Origin of the sequence: Humisphaera borealis (assembly GCF_015169395.1) — a bacterium.
Taxonomy (GTDB): Bacteria; Planctomycetota; Phycisphaerae; order Tepidisphaerales; family Tepidisphaeraceae; genus Humisphaera; species Humisphaera borealis.
Genome location: NZ_CP063458.1, coordinates 2,271,657 through 2,289,893, shown reverse-complemented (window position 1 = coordinate 2,289,893; position 18,237 = coordinate 2,271,657). Strand labels below are relative to the sequence as shown.

Below are 18,237 nucleotides of genomic sequence, written 5' to 3'. Positions count from 1 at the left end.
GGAACAAAGGACTGAGAACCGATGACGAAGGACAGAATCGTTTAAAAAGCGTCTGGAATAATCTTCCGCGTTTCCTCGCGGAGAAAGTGCATGACCTGCCGCTCGCTGTCAAAGCTCATGACTCGGCGTGCGACCTGTCGGGCGTGTTCAATCGTGGTCGAACGGATAACCTTTTTGACCTCCGGAACGTCCGGTCCGTTCATGCTGAAGTTGTTCAAGCCCAGTCCCAACAACAGCAGGGTGTACAAGGGATCGCCGGCCATCTCTCCGCAAACACTCACACTGATACCGTTGCGCGAGCCGGCGCGAATGACATCACGTATCAGTTTCAGCACCGCCGGATGAGCGGGGCAAAACAACCCCGCCACCTTCTCGTTGGTCCGGTCGACGGCAAGGGTGTACTGGATCAGGTCGTTGGTCCCGATCGAGAAAAAGTTGACCTCCTTGGCAAACACATCGGGCATGATCGCCACGCTGGGGACCTCGACCATCATGCCGATCGGAATGTCGCGGCGGAACTCGACTCCCTCGTCTTCGAGCTCTTCCATGACATCGTTGAGAATCATCCGCGCCTGCCGCAGTTCCATCAGCGTGCAGATCATCGGAAACATTACCCGCACGTCGCCCAAAACGCTCGCGCGCATGATCGCACGCAACTGCCGCTTGAACATCGGGATGTCGTGCAGGCACATCCGGATGCTGCGGTCCCCCAGGAACGGGTTGCGCTCCGGGTTGGCCGCGCGGTCCTGGGTGTACTTGTCGGCGCCCAGGTCCAGCGTGCGAATGACCAGGGGCTTGCCGCCGAGCCGGCGGATCGCCTCGGCGTATGCCGCGTAGTGGTCCTCTTCGGTCGGTTCCTTCGTGCTCGCGAGGTAGAGGAACTCGGTCCGGTAGAGGCCGATCCCTTCGGCACCATGGGCGACCGCGTCATCGATGTCGGATGCGAACTCGATGTTCGCCTGCAGGATGACCGCGTGCCCGTCCTTGGTGATCGCCGGCTGCTTGGCAATGCCCTTGAGGGTGTTCTCGTGAGCGATGAACTTGCGGCCGGCCTCGCGGTGCTCGGCGAGCTGCTCGGCGTCGGGGTTGACGATGACGTAACCGCGAGTGCCGTCGATGATGACCGTGTCGCCGCCGCTGGCTTCGGACGTGATGTTCCCCAGGCCGACCACCGCCGGGATGCCCATCGCCCGGGCGACGATCGCCGTATGGCTTGTGCGGCCGCCGACGTCGGTGGCAAACCCCACAACGTGTTTGCGGTCGAGTGCGGCTGTCTGACTGGGGAGCAGGTCGTGGGCAATCACCACCACCGGCTGGTCGAGGTGCGCCAGGTCCTGGTGCTTCTGGCCGATCAGCACGCGAAGCAGCCGCTTCTCGATGTCGTCGATGTCCTTGACGCGCTCCTGCATGTAGCGGTCGGACATTGTCGCGAACTTCGACCGGTACTTGCGCATGACGACCGAAACCGCGTACTCGGCGGTGATCTGCTGCGCCTGGATCTCGGTGAGAACGCTGTTCACCAGCGTGCGGTCGCGGAGCACCCCCAGGTGGACGTCGAAAATGCCGCCGATTTCCTTGCCCGCCGTCGCAGTGACTTCGTCGCGCAGCTTGGTGAGATCGACGACGGCCTGGCCAATGGCATCACTCAGACGCTGGATCTCCCGAGCGACCTCCGAAGCGTCAATATGACGCTTGGGGACGACCAGGTCTTCCGCGTCCAGCACAACGGCCGTGGCAATCACCACGCCGGGCGCGACACTGATGCCTTTCTTGATCTCCATCTACAGATAAGGATGAAGGAGGAAGGCGGAACGATGAAGTGAAGGATGGACGTTCATCCTTCTGCTTTCATCCTTCATCCTTCTCCTTCTCACTCTTCTCCGAACTTGCTGTCAAACAGTTCTGCCAATTCACGCACCGCTTTTTCCGCGTCTTCGCCTTCGGCCTCGATCTTGAGGGTGGTTCCCTCCGTCGCGGCGAGGATGATCATCTGCATCACGCTCTTGCCGTCGGCATCCACCGCATCTTCGGCGGGCTGCTCGTCCGGGTTCGCTCCGGCAGGTATCGCCGCCTTGCGGACGGTGATGTTGCTCGCGAACTGGTTGGCCAGATCGACGAACTGCATCGCCGGCCGGGCGTGCAAACCCAGCTTGTTGCTGACGACGATGTCGCGGGAGACGAAAGGCATGGAATCAAATGCTGAAGGATGAGTGCTGAAGGATGAACAAGGAGCGGGCGGTAGTTCATCCTTCATCCTTCCGCCTTCATCCTTGGATTCTCACTTGCCCGCGTCGGCTTCGTCGATCAGATCCAGGATCTTCTCCCGCGTGTCGCTCTGCCGCAGGAACCGCCGGAACATATCCTTCTGCAGATTGCTGAAAACGATATTCATCGCCTGCAGGTGCTGCTGTGGCTGGTTCTCGGGGCTGAGCAGCAACACCACGCTGTAGACCGGCTGATGGTCAAGGGCGGCGAAATCGACGCCCGATACGCTGCGACCCACCGTGCCGACCATCTTGGTCACGCCCGCGTGCTTCACGTGAGGCACGGCAACGCCTTTACCGAACCCGGTGGAGCCGTTCTGCTCACGCTTGATCAGCGCCGCCACCAGCGCCGGGACGGCATCCTTGGTGATTGCCCCGGCATCGGCCAGTGACGTCACCAGCTCATTGATGACGCCGTCACGATCGTTCGACTTCAGCTCGGCGACGATGGCGTCGGCGACGATGAATTCTTTCAGTTTCATAGGGTGCTCGATAGGGAAAGTAGTCGCAAGGCAGTAGTCAGAAACGAGGATCAACCTCAACAGCAACAGCGAATCGTCCGACCTCTGCGTGGCACATTTCTGCCTACTGCCATCGGCCTACTGCTTCATTCCGGATGCTTACGGTTCCGGTGCTTCTTCTTGTGTTCGGACAACTGACGCTCGAGCTTGCCTACGCATGCATCGATCTGGGCGTACGCATCGCCTTCAGCGTTGTCCTTGGCGATGAAGACGTCGTTGTGCTCGGCGTTGACGATCATTTCCACATTCGTGCCACCTTTTCCGGCGTCCAGGATCACTTCGATTTCCTGGATGCGGTCGTAGTAGCGGGTCAGTTTGCCAGCCTTCTCCTCGGCAAACGTCTTAAGCGCGGGGGTCACATCCATGTGGCGACCTGAGATCGTGATAATCATCTGTCGTTCCTTTCCGGCCTACGCACCCGTTTGTCGCGTTGGCGACAGCTGGGGTGCTCAACAGTTAGCGTTTCGATCGCGCCGGCACATCCGATCGTTGCCGGCGTCGCATCTTATTGTACAGCAAAGGCCTGCGGCAGGGACCGGGTTTTCTGCCGCACCGCCCACGGACGCCGGTTTTCATCCCGGCTCTCCACTCTTCAGGACGCTTTCCGAGCCCGGAAGCGTTTGCCTGCGGCTATTTCCGGACGTCGAGGACACCCGGGTTAACCAGCCGTCTTCCTTCCGGCCGATTCCACCAGTGCCTGCAACTCTGCCGGGCTTCGAGCAGCGATTGCACCTGCTGGCATGTCCGGCAGGGCGTCGGCATCCTGCTCCTTCGAGGGGGGCGGAACGATCACGCCACCCGACAGCAACAGCCTCATCGCTTCTTCGACCGTCAGTGGTAGTTCCACCGTCGATTCGCGGTGGGCGACGATCACATATCCGCTGAACGCCGTCGGCGTCGAAGGGATGAAGACCGTCACCATGTCGCCGCGGGTTGCTTCGTTTAGCGGTCCGTAGCCCTGGTTGGTCACGAATCCGATCGACCAGATGCCTTGGGCCCGCGCCTGCACCGCGACGACCCGGCTCGCCGCGAACTTGTTCGTTTTCTTGTCCGCCAGCACGAAGTCGGTCACCTGCTTGACCGCCGGGTAGATCGCCCGGATCAGCGGGACCTTCATCACGGCCGATTCACCGAGGCGATAAAACCACCGGCCGATCAGGTTGCCCACCAGCACACCGATGATGTAGACCAGCAGAATCGCCAGCCCGACACCCAGGATGCGGACGGAAAACTTTTCGTCGTCCATCGCATGGCGGATGTATCCCGCCGGCACGTAATCGATAACCTTCGCCTCGGCCAACTGGAGCCAGACCCACCGGATGCCGAAAATCACATGCTGTCCGATGGAGTTCCAGAGGAAGTTCCAAAGCCAGGTCAACAGCCAGATCGTGATCAGCGTGGGCATCAGCGTCGCCAATCCGCGCACAAAGAAGCGCCGGAAGTCTTCGCCGAAGGATGTTCTGGCCGGAACGACTGGTGGCATGGCGGGCGTTTCGGCCGAAGCCGACGGTTCGCCCGGGCGCGGTGAGGGGGCAGGGAGATGGCTCGATTCGTTGTTCTGCACGACAGATCCTGCGGACGATCCGAATCGGGTCGCGGATCCTCCCTTCCATGTAAGGCGTTTATAAACAGGCGGTTAGATTGACGCAACGGGAGTCGCCGGTCGGATTTCGCCGACCCGAGCCCCGTCGCTTCGCCCGGTTTTTACACGCCTTTGCAATCCACTGCAAATCGCAAGAAAACGAATGCCGCGCCTCGGGTCGGTAGTCGAGGCTGTCTGTAACTAAGGTTCACTCCCGGCCTGGGCACCGAACGAGGCCGGGAGAATCTCACATCCGCAACGGTATCTCCTGCCGAATGAACCCGCCGCAGCCGAACGAACCCAGGAATCGATCTTCCTGGCGAACGGCCGAACGAACCCAAGGCGGCCAAACGAACCCGAGATAGCCGAACGAACCCAAGGCGGTGCCACGGGTCGGCGGTACGCCGCAGACCCGTGCGCGGAGGGGCCGTTGGCACGGTCGCCGGAGTACCGGCGACCCGTGGCACCAGATCTCGCCGAACGAACCCGAGACGACTCGTTGCACACGGTGGTGCCGCAGGTGGCCAATGACGCAGTGCCCCTTGACTTCATACATTATACATGTTAGTATTATGTACGGTAAAAATCAAGTGGCCCTTCGTAGAGGGACGACGACGACGCTTCGCGCTGCTACTTCGCTCCACCCGGCTCCGGCCAGTTCAGGTGTTTGTGGAGGAACGCGAACGTCCCGACGCCGTGGATCTCGTGCGGGCCGTCGAAGAACTCGATCTCGGTCCTGTCTGGGATTTTCAGGTCGGCGTACATTCGGCGGACCTTGGCGTACTCGTATGCCACCCACTCGTCGGGGGCGACGCCGTCGCGGTGGCCGCGCTCGACCATGAACGGCCGGGGGGCGATCAGCGCCGCCATCTCGGCGTAGCCGAACGTGTTCCCCAGGTTCCACTCGTAAATCTCGTACTCGTGTGTGCCCGGATAGCCCGATCGGAAATCGAGCGACGTGCACTTCCACGTCCACTCGTTGAAGTCGCCAGAACAGATCGACAGACAGTAGCGGGGAATGACGGCGGGAATGCGCATCGCCGTCTTTCCGCCGTAGCTCAGCCCGTAGAACGCGATGCGGTCCTTGTCGACGAACGGCTGACCGGCGAGCCAGTCCGTCGTCATGCGGTGCTGGAAGACGATGAACGACCAAAGCGTGAGCCCCAGCGGGCCGGCCTTGCGGGACAGCACGCGGAACTTTTCCTCGCCGATGTAAGGGTTCTGCGGGCAGTAGACGACAAAGCCGCGCTCGGCCAACTTCACACCGACCTGGTGATACGCCCGGTGGTCGATTTTCGGATCGGCCAGGTTCTCCGGCCGGCCGTCGAGCCCGTGCTGGCAGACGACGACCGGGCGTTTCTCGCCGGGCTTGAGGTCCTTTGGCAGCAGCAGAATCCCCTGCGCGAAGATGCCGTTGCCCGAATCGATCCGGACGGAGTAGCCAACGAACTTCGGCTCGTCGTAGAGCCGCTTCGAGCGAACCCTGGGAGCATCCTTCGACGGCGGCAGGATGGCCATCTGCTCGCGGTCGAACCGCTGCCGAAACGGCTCGACCGACGTTAGAAACTTGCCGACTTCCCGGCTCCTCAGATCGACCGGCTGCATGAAAACCGCCCGCGCCTTCTCGGCGTCGCGGACGATCTGCTGCGTGTGGGCGGTCATCTGCTCGACGAGCCGTTTCTGTCGCGCGCGGGGGTCACCCGCAGCGCCTGTCGGTTTCGGCGGCGCCGGATCGAGCGGAGCAACGCTCACCCCGAACGGCCGCAGGAATGCCTTGAGCACCGGCTCGCTCACCGGCTGGCCGTCTTCCGGGTTCACCACATGCACGAACGGCGGAAGATCGCCGGTGAGCTTGTTCATCCGCGCGATCTCGTGCCCGACGGCGACCGGATCGATCGGCAAGAGCTTGCCCGGTGCGGCCCCGCGACGACCGTCGCGGACGGCCGGCGGCCCGGCGATCTGCGGTCCCTGCGCCTTGTCGATCACCAGCTTTCGCGGGCAGATGAGCGAGCCGATCTCGGCATCGCCAAAGGTTTGCAGCAGGCCTTGCAGGTTGCGGTAGATCGGCTCCTGCCAGAGCCCGTCGCGCGGGCCGAAGTAGCCGCTCACGCCGACGGTATCGATCCGCTCGTCGATCGCCCCGGCGTAGAGCGCGAGCAGTCCCCCTTCGCCGTAACCGATGACGCCGACGCTGGGGTTCAGCTCTTCCCGACTGAGCCAATCGACGATCGCGAGCACCTTCTGGATCTCGTAGCCGATGACGGTCCGCCCCATCTGAAACGCGGGGCGGTAGATGTATTCGCGGTGGGGCTGGTTGGTCTTCTGGCCGCTGAGCGGCGTCGAAAAGGTGTCGTCGCGATCGACCAGTGCCGGCACGATCACCCGGCAGCCCGACTCGGCCAGTCGACGGGCGAACTGCGAACCTTCAGCGACGCCGGGCGCGATGCCGGCGATTTGCTCGGGCGTCTGGTCGGCGTCGGGAATCGCGATGACCGTCGCGATCGGTTTGCGGCCGACCGGCGACAGCAGCAGCCCTTCGCCCCAGATCGTGGTGATGCCATTGGCGCTCACGGCCGGCCAGCGGACGGCCTGAATCTCGAACGCCGCCGACTTAACGACGAGCGCGGGGGATTTGGTCGTCGCGATGAGCTCCGGACCGTCAAACACCGGCCGCGCATCGGATAGGCCGACGATGCCCGCCAGTTGCCTGCGCCGCTCTGCGACGGACTTGGCGTACGCCTCCACGCTCGAGGTATCGACGACCCACTGCTTCGCCCGATCCGCCGGCGCGTCGGCGATCGCCTTCATGAGATAAGCGTCGATCGATTCGACCATCGCCATCGCCTGGTCGGAAGGGTCGTCGAGGGGTGCGGTGCCGGGCAGGGGTTGAGCGGACAATGGAATCGCGAGGGCCAGCGAGCCCAGTGAGACCGACAAGCCGTAGGTCATGAAGAATCGGAACGTATGTGAAAGCACGGTTCTCCCTCCGATGGCGAAAGTTGCGGCACGGCGATCTGGACGGCTGTCCGTGACACGGGTTGGAAACCCGTGTCACGGAAAGCTCATGTCGCGGCGCTATCGCGTCCGCCAAGGCGGACCCTACGGTTTTTGCGAGTGTAGAAACTGCATGAGATCCGCCATCTGTTGCGCGTCTACCGCTGATTCGATGCCATCGGGCATGAGGGAGCGGTTGGCGCATTCCAGCGATTTTATCTGCTTGCGCGGAATGTCGCGTTCCTTGCCGTCGAGGCCTTTGATCGTCACGCCCGCCGGCGTTTCGCGGAGCAGGATGCCGTAGACGGCTTCGCCCGTGTCGAGCGTGGCTGTGTAGGCCAGGTAGCGCGGCTCGGCCGATCGGCTGGGGTCGAGGATCGCCGTCAGCAGCGCCTCCGGCGGCCAGCCGGCGATGGACGCCAGGTTCGGTCCGATCTCGACGCCTTCGCTGCCCACCTTATGGCACGTCGCGCAGTTGGCCTGGTAGATCTTCTGCCCGCGGGCGGCATCGCCGGCGAGCGTGGCGGCGGGGCGGTAGGTTTCGACGACCTTCGAGCGGTTCACGCCCAGATCGCCGAACACTGCCGACGCCAGATCCTTGATCTTCGCCGACTTGCTGCGGGCGAGGCGCTGCTTTCGGGTGGCGTCGAAGTCGGTCGCCGGCACTTCGCCGCTCTTGAGACGCTCCAGCAAAGTGAGCGTCCAGGGTTCCCGGGTGAGCAGGACATCAACCGCCGCCGACCGAACCTCTGCCGGGCGATCGGCCCAGCGCGACAGCAAAACGCCGGGCACTTCCGCCGCACTGGCCGTGGACAACGCGCGGACGGCGGCCAACTGGATGGCCGCCGGGGCGGCGGGGGCGTAAATCGCTGAGAGCTGCTTGAGGTCGTCGGTCAGATGAGCCCCGTCGCGGCCGAGCAGGCTGATCCCGATCAGCCGTTTTTCGACCGGCAGCTCCATCGCGCCTGCAACAACCCGGCCGGCGGCGAAGGCATCGGGGGCGGCCGTCAGCAGATCGCTGAGCGCGTCGCCTTTACCGCCGAGCTTGGCGACCGACGTCTTCTGCTGGCCGAGGACGTCAAGAAATTCGCGAAACGCGACGAGCTGCGGCATGGTGTAGCGGCCGCCCTTGGTGCCAAGAATCGGCAGCAGCAGCTTGGCGAGCAGGTCGCGGTCGCCCTTGGCCAGCGCCATCGCCTGGAGGTCGCGCATCAGCGCCGTCGGCGGGGCCGCCTGCCCGAGCATCGCGGTGGCTAGTGCGTCGGTGTGGACGTGGGCCGAGGTCATCACCGCCGCCGTGAGGTAGACATCGTCGCCGGCGGAAAGCGCGAGCTTTGCGAGCGTCTCGCCGGCGGCGGGCATGTTGATCTGCCCGAGCGAGTACGCCAGTTGCAAGCGCACGCCGGCATCGGGGTCGGTGATCGCGTTGCGGAGCGCGTTCATGTACGTCGGCGACGCATCGGCGCGGTTCTCGGCAAACCGCACCGCCGCCCGGCGGACGGCGGGGTGCTCATCCGTCATCGCCTTCTCGGCGACGCGCGTCGTCAGGTTGTTGGTCCCCTCCAGCGCCCACATCGCATGCAGGCGTGCGTACGGCGATTTGCCGAGCAGCGCCAAATCCTGCAGCAGCAGGACGGCATTGCCGCTCTTTTCCCATACGAGCATGGCCTGCGCCAGATCGCGCTGCCAGCCGTTGGACGATTCGAGCGCCTTCACGAGTTCGGGCGTGGAGAGCCTGGCCAGGTTGGGGATCGGCGGCAGGGTCGAGCCCTTCGGCTTCACCCGCCAGATGCGCCCCAGGTCTTCGCCGAGCCGGTAGTAGGGCCGGTAGTCTTCCTTCCCCTCGGCCGGCAGCCAATCGGGGTGCTCGATCATGAAGCGGTACATGTCGGCGATGTAGAGCGCGCCGTCGGGGCCGGTGGTGAGATAGACGGGGCGGAACCATTCGTCCTTCGACGCCAGGAATTCGCCGTCGAGTTCATCGGGCGAACGCTCGGCGACGTACGTGCTGCCGGCGGGTTTGAGGACGTTGTGCTGGATGAGATTGTGGACGGGCTCGCAGGTGAACAGGTGGATGACGCCGTCTTTCTGAGGTTCGCCCGTGCCGCCGGACGTGCCGGCGCCGGTGAGCAGCGTATCGCGGTAGGGCGTCATGCCGCAGGCGCTGGTGAAGCGTCCGGATTGCGCGAAGAACGCCGTGCCGTAGCGCTTCTGCCCCTGGCTGAGCGGGTAGACCTTGGGGTTGGCCGAGAAGCCGAGGTCGTAGTAATTCTGCGGCAGCGAGGCGTGCGGGTTGCGCTTGCTGTAGCGCTCGGGGATGACAAAGTGCCGGCCGGGATAGCTGTTGTGAACGCCGAACCATTCGCCGTTGTCGGCCATCTTGCGGCCGAACTGGCTGGTGCCGGTTTCGGTTTCGATTTCGCCGGTGTCGGGGCGGATGCGGATGTCGCGGCCGGAGACCTGCACCTTCGCGCCGGTTTTGAGCGACGTCACTTCGCCTTTGCTGCTGACGCCGTTGGCCAGGTACACCCAGTTGTCCAGGCCGAACTGCGGCGAGTTGACGCGGAGCTGCGGGTTGCCCTCGGTGAAGCCGGTGTAGAGGACCTCTTTCACGTCGGCGATGCCGTCGTTGTTGGTATCGCGCAGCAGCAGCATATCCGGTGCGGCGGTGACGAGTACGCCATCGCGCCACGGCAGCAGGCCGGTGGGGAAGTTCAGGCCGTCGGCGAAGACAACGGACTTGTCGAACTTGCCGTCGCCGTCGGTGTCCTGCAGGTAGCGTACGCGTCCGCAGGCTTTCATCTTGCCGTCGCTGCCGTAGGGGTAGTCGGACATCTCGGCAACCCACATTCGGCCGTCGGACCCCCAGGTGAACGCGACCGGGTCCATGACCATCGGCTCGGCGGCGACAAGTTCGAGCTCGTAACCGGCTTTGACGACATGGAGCTTGGCGCTCTCTTCGGGCGACAGGGGCTTGGACAGCCGCATGCCGGAGATCGCCGCAGGCTGCGTTGCTGCGGCAGCTGTTTCTGACACGGCTGTCCGTGACACGGGTTTCCAACCCGTGCTGGGTGCGTCCGACCGTTCAGCAGATGTGGGTTCTGCAGCACCTGACTTCGAAGAGTCGGGTCGCTGAGGATTGACGGTTCCCTGACGTTCGGGCGCACCTTGCACGGGTTGGAAACCCGTGTCACGGACAGCCGTTTCAAGGACGGCGGCCGCTCGGAAATGGGCGGCGGCTTCGGTGCCGGTGAGGGCGCGGTCGTAGATCGCGGCTTCGTCGAGCTTGCCTTCGAGGTTCGTGAAGCTGTCGTTTCGCCCGCCGAGGAAAATTGTGCCGGCACCGTTCACGGTCGATTCGAGCTCGCCGCTGATCTCCGGGTCGGCGTTGCCGTTGAGGTAAACGTGAACCCGCGCGCCAGCGCGCACGAACACCACATGGTTCCACGCCTTGAATGACAGCGGTGTACGGCCGACGAGGGTCTTCTTCGCGCCGTCGCCGTTGTAGATGAACAGCTTGCCGGCGGCGTTGAGCGTGGCGTCGGTGCCGCCGATGCCAAGACTTTCGCCGGCGGTCTTGTCACCGTCGGTGCCGCGGGAGAGCACGTAACCGGCCACCGCGCGTCCCTCGGCGGGGAAGCCGTTCCAGAGCCAGAACTCGACGCTGTAATCGCCGGTCAGTTTCTTGCCGGTATCGATGACCATCCGCCCGCCGGCAAAGTGTGGGCTGCGGTTGACGACGCCCTTGCCGCTGAAGGCATCCGACTGCGGGCCTTCGAGCCAGAACGCGATGAACGGTTCGTACTTCGCCAACTGCCCGGAGACCTGGTCTTTCGCCGGGACCGGCGACATCTCGTTCATCCGCCAATACGCAATCGGCTTGGAGGCTAGCACGGCTTTGCCGTAATCGCCGACGACGGCGTGGCCTGGGGTCTGGTCCATCGGGATGCGCGGCTTACCGGCGACTTTCTCCAGCAGCGTGAGCACGGTTTCGACCATCTTCGGTTCGGTATCCACCGCGGGGTAACTGCTGCGCGCGGGCCAGGTGGTGTACCCGCCCATCGGGTGTTGCTCGGGCGGGGGGATGTAGCCGAGTTCGTCGTTGGCGAGCTCGACGTTCATCGTACCGGCGAGCGGGCTCTGGGCTTTGATCTTCAGACCGGTCAGGGCGTAGACCTCGTTCGGCATCGCCGTCAGGCCAAAGTCGCCGATGCGGATTGCCTGCAGCAGCATGTCGGCCTCGGGGACGTTCACCAAGTGCGGGACTTCCTTGGCGTAGACCTCGGGCTGCGTCTTGGGCAGGCGGTCGCCCATCTCGGCGATCATCTTCTTGGCCCACTCGATGCGCTCCGGGGACGGTGCCCGGGCCTTGATGCGGATGTCGGCGGCGGCCATCGCGAGATCGACGCTCTGGTGCTGCTTATTGGCAACGGCGGCGAGCGCGAGCTTCGCCAGGCCGCCGGCATACTCGTCGATCGTGATTTCCTTCTCGGGCTTGGGCTTGGTGTAGTCCCGTCGCCAGCAGTCGCCGCTGGTGCCCTGGGACAGAAGACCGACGAACTTCGGTTTGCCGGCTGGGATGGCCGCGCCCAGTTCCTTTTCGATCAGGCCGCAGAAGATGCCGAAGTAGTCGGCCGACACCGGTGCCGGCCCGCTGAAGTAGTGCATGCCGATGTTGCCCATGAGCGCAATCGGTCGGCCGTCGGCGGCCTGCACCGACAGCACGGTGAGCGCCGGGTCTTCCGGCCCGCTGGGACCGACGGCATCGACGCTCAGGTGGCCGGGGTGCATGTTGGCCAGTACGTCCTGATCGCCGAATGGACTCTTCATCTTGCGATCCGACCGCCTTATCCAGCGACGCATCGCGACGTATTCGTTGGCATCGGCGACGCCCCACGCCACCTTTGCCGGCTCCAGGTTCTTGTACGCCTCCGCGATCGCCCGCGCGATACCTTCCCGCATGACCGGCGGATAGTTGGGGTCTTCCTCAGTGCCGAGCGCGCCCATGACGGACGGCGCGCTGTGCGTATGCGTGGCCGACACCAGCATGTTTTCCGCCGGAATGCCCGTCAGCTTGCTCGCCTCGGCCTTGGCGGGGTCGATGTGCTTGCGGGGGAACAGGCAGTTATCGACCACGCAGACCGCGAGCTTGGTCTTGCCGTCGTCGAAGACGATGGCGCGGGCATGGATCGGGTCAGAAAGCTTGGTCGCGCTGCGCGACGTCATCCCGCCGTTGATGAGGACCGGGTACTGCTTCGGCGAAATGTCGATGGCGGCCGCGCCGGCGCGAAGCTCGGCCGCGGACGCGGAGGAACCCAGCAAGGGAAGAAGACAACCGAATGCGACAATCCAGCGTGACATGCGACTCCGGGTGCGAGGTGTACAGGAGGATACCAGCGCTCGGCGCGTCGCGTTGGAATGTGGAACCGATGAAGGGAGATTCGATACGGGAGACAAACTTTTAGCGCCATCCCGAAGGGATGGGTTTGGCGCGATACGGAAGGTACGTGGGATTCTGGGTCGACCATAGTATTCGTATCCATGAGGATCGTCCCGCAACCCGCGCCGAAACCCATCCCTTCGGGATGGCGCTAAAAGTTTCGGACTCGTCGGTCGCGCTTCATCCAGGGCGCCGTCACCAGGGAACGGGTCGTACTTCGCGATTCACGCTACACTTCGCCGGATGATCTCGCTTGGAATCGACATCGGCGGGGGTTCGGTCAAGGTCGCCGCGTTGCGCGACGATCGGGTCCTTTGGACCGCGCAAAGCGCACGCTACGCCGACCCGTCGGCCGAGACGATCATCGGCGCGATCCGGGAAGTGATCGCGGGTCGGGAAATCGAAGCGTCCAACGTCGGCCTTTGTGTGCCGGGGATTCTCAACGAACACCAGACGAAGATTGCACTGTCGGTAAACCTTCCGAAGCTCAACGGCCTGCCGCTGGCGGACATCGCCGCCGTGGCACTGGGGCGAACGCCGGCGCGTTTGCGGATCATGAACGACACCACCGCCGCCGCTTACGACATCTATCTGGGTCGGAAGCTGTCCGGCCGGCTGTTCCTGATGGTGCTGGGCACCGGGGTCGGCGTGGCGGTCATGGACGCGACCGGCCCGCTGCGGGTGGACGGCGATTCCCCCGGACATTTCGGGCAGATGGACGTCTCGATCGAAGGGGCACCCGTTATCGGCCCCGACGGCGGGGCGGGGAGTTTCGAAGGGTACATCGGCGCGCCTGCCCTCGTGAAGATGTACGGCGGCGACGCCAACGCGCTGAATGCGATGAAGATCACGGACCCCTCGGCCAGGGCACTGGCACGTGCCGTCCGCATCGCGCATGCGATGTACCGCCCTGATCATGTCGTGCTGGCCGGCGGCGTGGGGATTCGACTGTCGCGGTTGCGGGATGACCTGCACGCGGCAGTGAGCCACAAACTCACCAGCATCGCCCGCCCGGAATGGACGCTGTCCTTCGGCGAGAACGACTTCCACAACGCCGCGGGCGCGGCACGGGCGGTATCCGTAGGGTCCGCCTTGGCGGACGGGCATTCGTGAAACCGCACACCACATCCCGGGGAACGCGGCGCGTCCGCCAAGGCGGACCCTACAGCGCTAACGCCCAATAGCGTCAGCAGATGGTGAGGTTGTTGCGGTGTTTGGACGATCCTGCGAGGGTTGTGTGGTCGGACCGCCACAGCAATTCTTTCTCATATAATCGATACAGAACGGGTCGGCATCGATCCCCACTCCCCAGCGGACAATACAGCATCCCGAACTCGTCAAGACCATGACAGCCAGCACGCATATCTTCGATCGAGGTTTCATGAGATTTCCCCGCTCGTCCGTTTGCGAGTTGTAGTTTACACACCTGTGTCAGCCGAGAGCGCTGTCAGAGCCACGGCGATCATCGCGACCGAGGGGCGAGAAGACCGGCATCGCAATGAATGCCACGATGATGACGATCGCACTGCCGATCAACGGATACCACGTCCACGCCACCCACTTCCCCCCGAACCACCAGAGCCCGACCATCGCGACCGCACTGACCGCCATCCCGGCGATCGCGGCGGACTGGGGGATGCGCTTGCTCATCGCCCCGACCAGGAATAGACCGAGCACCGGGCCGTTCACCAAGCCGGCGACGGTCAGCACATTGCTGAGGGCGCTGCTGGCTGACCTGATCGCCGCCAGCGCGACGGCGGTCTGAATGACGCCGAACACCAGGATCAACACCTTGCCGACGGTCAGATAGTGACCGTCCGTCCTGGCGGGTTTCAGTGGCTTGTAAAGGTCATTGACCACGGTGCCGGCGATCGCGGAGAGGCTCGACGACAGCGCGGCCGCGAAGATCGCCGCCACCACCAGGCCTGACAGCCCTGTCGGCAGATGTTTGGTGATAAAGTCGGGGAACACGCGATCGGGCGACGCGAACGGGAATGTTGTCACGGCGGACGTGGCGTAGCCGGCCTGCTCGAATGGACGATAGAACGCGAACAGCAGAACGCCGATCAATAGGAACAGAACAAACTGCACGAACACGATCAGGCCGCTGGCCAGCAGCGCCGCGCCGGCGCGGGACGGACGATCGGTGCAGAGATATCGCTGAACCATGTACTGGTCGGTGCCGTGGGTGGACATTGTCAGGAAGCACCCGCCGACGACGCCGGACCAGAATGTGTAGGTTTTGGCCAGGTCAAAGCTGAAGTCGAACACGGTCAGCTTGGCGAACCGGTCGCCGAGATCGATCGCGCCCGGCAGGCCTCCCGAGACATTGGCGGCCAGTACCCACATCGCGGCGATCGCGCCGGCGAGGTAGATGCCCAGTTGCAGCACTTCCACCCAGACAACGGCTTCAATCCCGCCGAAGTAGGTGAAGAGGATCATGACCGCACCAAGCAGCAGCAGTGCCACGACGGTCGCGATCTCGCGTCCGCCGTCGGTGTCGTGACCGGGAACGAACGCCACATATACCGCGGCCAAAACGATCGCCGTCAGGAGCATGCGGATTCCGTCGGCGATGTTGCGCATCACGACGAAGAGCGACGCCGAGACCATGCGAGCCGGCGTACCGAAGCGGGTTTGCAGAAGCTGGTAAACGGTCTGTAGCTCGCCGCGAAAGTAGCGGGGGATGAACAGGAACGTGATGACAATCCGCCCGACGATGTAGCCCATCGCCAGTTGCAGGAAGGTGAAGTTCCCGCCACGCGCGAAGGCAATGCCTGGGACGGAGATAAAGGTAACGGTGGACGTCTCGGTGGCGACGATCGAAGCGGCGACCGCCCAGGCGGGAATGGAGCGGTCGCCGGTGAAGTAATGGCGGGTCGTCTTCTGCCGGCGGGTGAACATCACACCGAGCATGCAGATGCCGCCGAGATAGCCGGCGATGATGATGAGGTCGATCCAAGTCATTGATGAGTGCTATCGATAAATCAGGTACTTCGCCCGTGTCGCCCGAAACGCCGCCAGGGTTTCGGGCCAGGTGCTGGCGATCTCCGAGGGAGTCTTCGCCGACTTGATGGCTGCGATGGTCGCTTCGCTCTTGAGCAGGACGTTGACCTTGTCGATCTCGAAGGTGTCGCCGCCGAGGCGGCGCAGATGCCATGCGAGCGCGGTGCCGAGCTTGACGGGTTCCACCGTCGTGCGGTCGGTGACCGAAATACGTACACCAAAGCAAGCGGTGTTGGCGAACTTGCTGGCGGTCGGGGTGAAGGTGATCGGCGCGAAGGACAGGCCCGGCAGCTTCTCCGCCGTCAGGGCGGCTGAGAGTTTCTCGGCGTCGATCCACGGCGCGGCGACCACCTCGAACGGAAAATCCGTTCCCCGGCCGACTGATACGTTCGTCATCTCGATCTGCCCGATACCGAGGTACAGCAGCGCCTGCGTCGGGCTGCGGAGGTTGGGTGATGGGTTGATCCAGGTGAGCCCCGTCTGATCGAACCAGAGGTCGCGCCGCCAGCCGGTCATTTCGATGACTTGCAGATCGCAGCCGATTTTGCGATCGAGGTTGTACATCTTCGCCAGCTCGCCGACGGTCATGCCGTGGCTGACGGGGATCGGGGCGTAGCCGACGAAGTTGAGGGATTTGTCGTCGGCGATCGGGCCGTCGACGATGTTGCCGGTCGTCGGGTTCGGGCGGTCGAGGACTACCATCGTCACCCTGGCCGCCGCACAGGCTTCCATGCAGAGACCCATCGTCGAGACGTAGGTGTAGTACCGGGCGCCGGCGTCCTGGATGTCGAACACGAGGGTATCGACGCCCGCCATCATCTCGGGCGTTGGTTTCCTCGTCTTTCCGTACAGGCTGTAGACGTGCAGGCCGGTCTTGGGGTCGGTCATGTCCGACACCTTGTCGTCGAGCATGCCGAACAGGCCGTGCTCGGGTGAGAAGAGCTTGACGAGCTTTACGCCGTCGGCGGCGGCGAGCAGATCGACCGTGCGGCGGCCCCGGCGGTCGATGCCGGTTTGGTTGGTCACCAGCGCCACGCGCTTGCCGCGGAGCGGAGCGAAGCCGTTCTGTGCCAGTACGTCGATGCCCGTCGCAACCGGGCCGGTTGACTCGGCGGCTGGGGTGGCGGTTGCGCTTGTCCCCGGTTGCGGTCCCAGCAGCGCCTCGGCGGCGATCGTGCCGATCTGCCGGCGCAGCGGCGTGGCCTTGCCCTTGCCGTTGGGATGCACGGAATTGGTCAGCAGCACGACGAAACTGTCGTTCACTGGATCGATCCAAAGACTGGTACCGGTGAAACCGGTGTGCCCGAAGCTGACGCCTTTCGGAAAGCGTTCGCCCCGCGGGCTGGAATACGCGGTGTCGCAGTCGAAGCCGAAGGTACGCAGGTTGGTGCCATCGGGGAGCGATTGCGGCCGCGTCATCAGCGCGACGGTTGAAGGTTTGAACACCTGCCGGCCGTCGATCGTGCCGCCGTTGAGCAGCATGCGGCAGAAGCGGCCGGTGTCGTCGGCGGTCGAGAAAAGCCCGGCGTGGCCGGCGACGCCGCCCAGCAGGTAGGCCCGTGGGTCGTGGACTTCGCCGATCATCCAGCGCCCCTCGCGTTGCTCGGTCGGCGCGGCGTTCTGCTTTCGATCGGGCGGCGGAAGGTAGCCCGTCGATGTCATGCCGGCCGGTTCGAAGATGTTCTCGCGGGCGAAGTCGTTCAACGATTGGCCGGAGACTTTCTCGACGAGCTTGCCCAGGACGATGTAGCCCACGTCGGTGTATTTGAACGCCGTCCCGGCCGGCGTCTGCGGCTTGAGGGAACAGATCTTCTCCCACGCGACGGCCGGGCTGTTCTGGTAGTCGGCAAGCGCGTTATCGGGAATCAGCCCGCCCTGGTGCAGCAGCAGTTGAGCGACGGTGATCTTGTCCTTGCCGTTCTGGCCGAACTCCGGCAGGTAGGTCGCGACGGGGCGATTCGGGTCGATCCGCCCGCGTTCGATCAGCACCATGACGGACGAGGCACAGCCCATCGGCTTGGACAGCGACGCCATGTCAAACAAGGTATCCGTCGCCATCGGCAGAGAGGCCGGCTGGACGGCGCGATTGCCATACGCCTTTTTGTAAATGATGGTCCCGCCGGTCCTGTCGCCGCGACCGACAACCAGCACCGCGCCGGGAATCTCGCCCCGGCCGATGGCGTCGGTAATGGCGCGATCTGCGTCGGCCATGCGATTCTGGTCGAATGCGGGACGTGTCGTGACCTCGGGCTGCGGCAACGGTTGACGCAAAGGCTGGGACGAAGCCTTCTCCGCGCCGCCGCGACAGCCGGCCAGCAGCACGCCGACGACCAGGAGCAGGGACGGGATTTTCGCGTTCGCGTGGATTCGATGTGCGGGCACGGCCAGACGGTAACACTTGGGCATGCGGTCGTGAAGGGATGAATGGGC

At 64.0% G+C, this 18,237-nt stretch carries 10 protein-coding genes; 1 reads left to right on the top strand and 9 read right to left on the bottom strand.

Translation table 11 applies throughout. The annotated features are described in order from the left end of the window. Positions 1-41: 41 nt before the first annotated feature. From ptsP to IPV69_RS08420, 7 genes are all read right to left on the bottom strand, one after another. Positions 42-1,781 (bottom strand): phosphoenolpyruvate--protein phosphotransferase, encoded by a 1,740-nt coding sequence (gene ptsP / locus IPV69_RS08450; protein ID WP_206294617.1) that lies wholly within the window; start codon positions 1,779-1,781, stop codon positions 42-44. An 89-nt stretch (positions 1,782-1,870) separates the two neighbouring features. Further along, positions 1,871-2,188, bottom strand: a complete 318-nt coding sequence (locus tag IPV69_RS08445) for an HPr family phosphocarrier protein (protein ID WP_206294616.1) — start codon at positions 2,186-2,188, stop codon at positions 1,871-1,873. Between the two features lie 90 nt (positions 2,189-2,278). Further along, positions 2,279-2,746: a PTS sugar transporter subunit IIA gene (locus IPV69_RS08440; RefSeq protein ID WP_206294615.1), complete on the bottom strand. Its 468-nt coding sequence runs from the start codon at positions 2,744-2,746 to the stop codon at positions 2,279-2,281. Between the two features lie 125 nt (positions 2,747-2,871). Then, positions 2,872-3,177, bottom strand: coding sequence for a ribosome hibernation-promoting factor, HPF/YfiA family (gene hpf / locus IPV69_RS08435; RefSeq protein WP_206294614.1), 306 nt, complete (start codon positions 3,175-3,177; stop codon positions 2,872-2,874). 266 nt (positions 3,178-3,443) lie between these two features. Next, positions 3,444-4,268 (bottom strand): DUF502 domain-containing protein, encoded by an 825-nt coding sequence (locus IPV69_RS08430; protein WP_206294613.1) that lies wholly within the window; start codon positions 4,266-4,268, stop codon positions 3,444-3,446. 729 nt (positions 4,269-4,997) lie between these two features. Then, positions 4,998-7,343 (bottom strand): alpha/beta hydrolase family protein, encoded by a 2,346-nt coding sequence (locus IPV69_RS08425; RefSeq protein ID WP_206294612.1) that lies wholly within the window; start codon positions 7,341-7,343, stop codon positions 4,998-5,000. 123 nt (positions 7,344-7,466) lie between these two features. Further along, a complete protein-coding gene (locus tag IPV69_RS08420) occupies positions 7,467-12,722 on the bottom strand; it encodes a PVC-type heme-binding CxxCH protein (protein WP_206294611.1) in 5,256 nt (1,751 codons plus the stop codon). A 322-nt stretch (positions 12,723-13,044) separates the two neighbouring features. Here IPV69_RS08420 and IPV69_RS08415 point away from each other — a divergent pair, with 322 nt between their 5' ends. Beyond that, positions 13,045-13,914 (top strand): ROK family protein, encoded by an 870-nt coding sequence (locus tag IPV69_RS08415; RefSeq protein WP_206294609.1) that lies wholly within the window; start codon positions 13,045-13,047, stop codon positions 13,912-13,914. A 318-nt stretch (positions 13,915-14,232) separates the two neighbouring features. Here IPV69_RS08415 and IPV69_RS08410 read toward each other — a convergent pair whose 3' ends face one another. Next, positions 14,233-15,768: a sodium:solute symporter gene (locus IPV69_RS08410; RefSeq protein ID WP_206294607.1), complete on the bottom strand. Its 1,536-nt coding sequence runs from the start codon at positions 15,766-15,768 to the stop codon at positions 14,233-14,235. Positions 15,769-15,777: 9 nt separating this feature from the next. Beyond that, positions 15,778-18,189, bottom strand: coding sequence for an exo-beta-N-acetylmuramidase NamZ domain-containing protein (locus IPV69_RS08405; RefSeq protein ID WP_206294605.1), 2,412 nt, complete (start codon positions 18,187-18,189; stop codon positions 15,778-15,780). Positions 18,190-18,237: the final 48 nt, after the last annotated feature.

Bases quoted from the DNA above. Each gene is read 5' to 3' on its own strand.
- IPV69_RS08430 (WP_206294613.1), bottom strand. From the start codon at position 4,268: ATGCCACCAGTCGTTCCGGCCAGAACATCCTTCGGCGAAGACTTCCGG.
- IPV69_RS08410 (WP_206294607.1), bottom strand. From the start codon at position 15,768: ATGACTTGGATCGACCTCATCATCATCGCCGGCTATCTCGGCGGCATC.
- IPV69_RS08445 (WP_206294616.1), bottom strand. From the start codon at position 2,188: ATGCCTTTCGTCTCCCGCGACATCGTCGTCAGCAACAAGCTGGGTTTG.
- hpf (WP_206294614.1), bottom strand. From the start codon at position 3,177: ATGATTATCACGATCTCAGGTCGCCACATGGATGTGACCCCCGCGCTT.
- IPV69_RS08420 (WP_206294611.1), bottom strand. From the start codon at position 12,722: ATGTCACGCTGGATTGTCGCATTCGGTTGTCTTCTTCCCTTGCTGGGT.
- IPV69_RS08440 (WP_206294615.1), bottom strand. From the start codon at position 2,746: ATGAAACTGAAAGAATTCATCGTCGCCGACGCCATCGTCGCCGAGCTG.
- ptsP (WP_206294617.1), bottom strand. From the start codon at position 1,781: ATGGAGATCAAGAAAGGCATCAGTGTCGCGCCCGGCGTGGTGATTGCC.
- IPV69_RS08415 (WP_206294609.1), top strand. From the start codon at position 13,045: ATGATCTCGCTTGGAATCGACATCGGCGGGGGTTCGGTCAAGGTCGCC.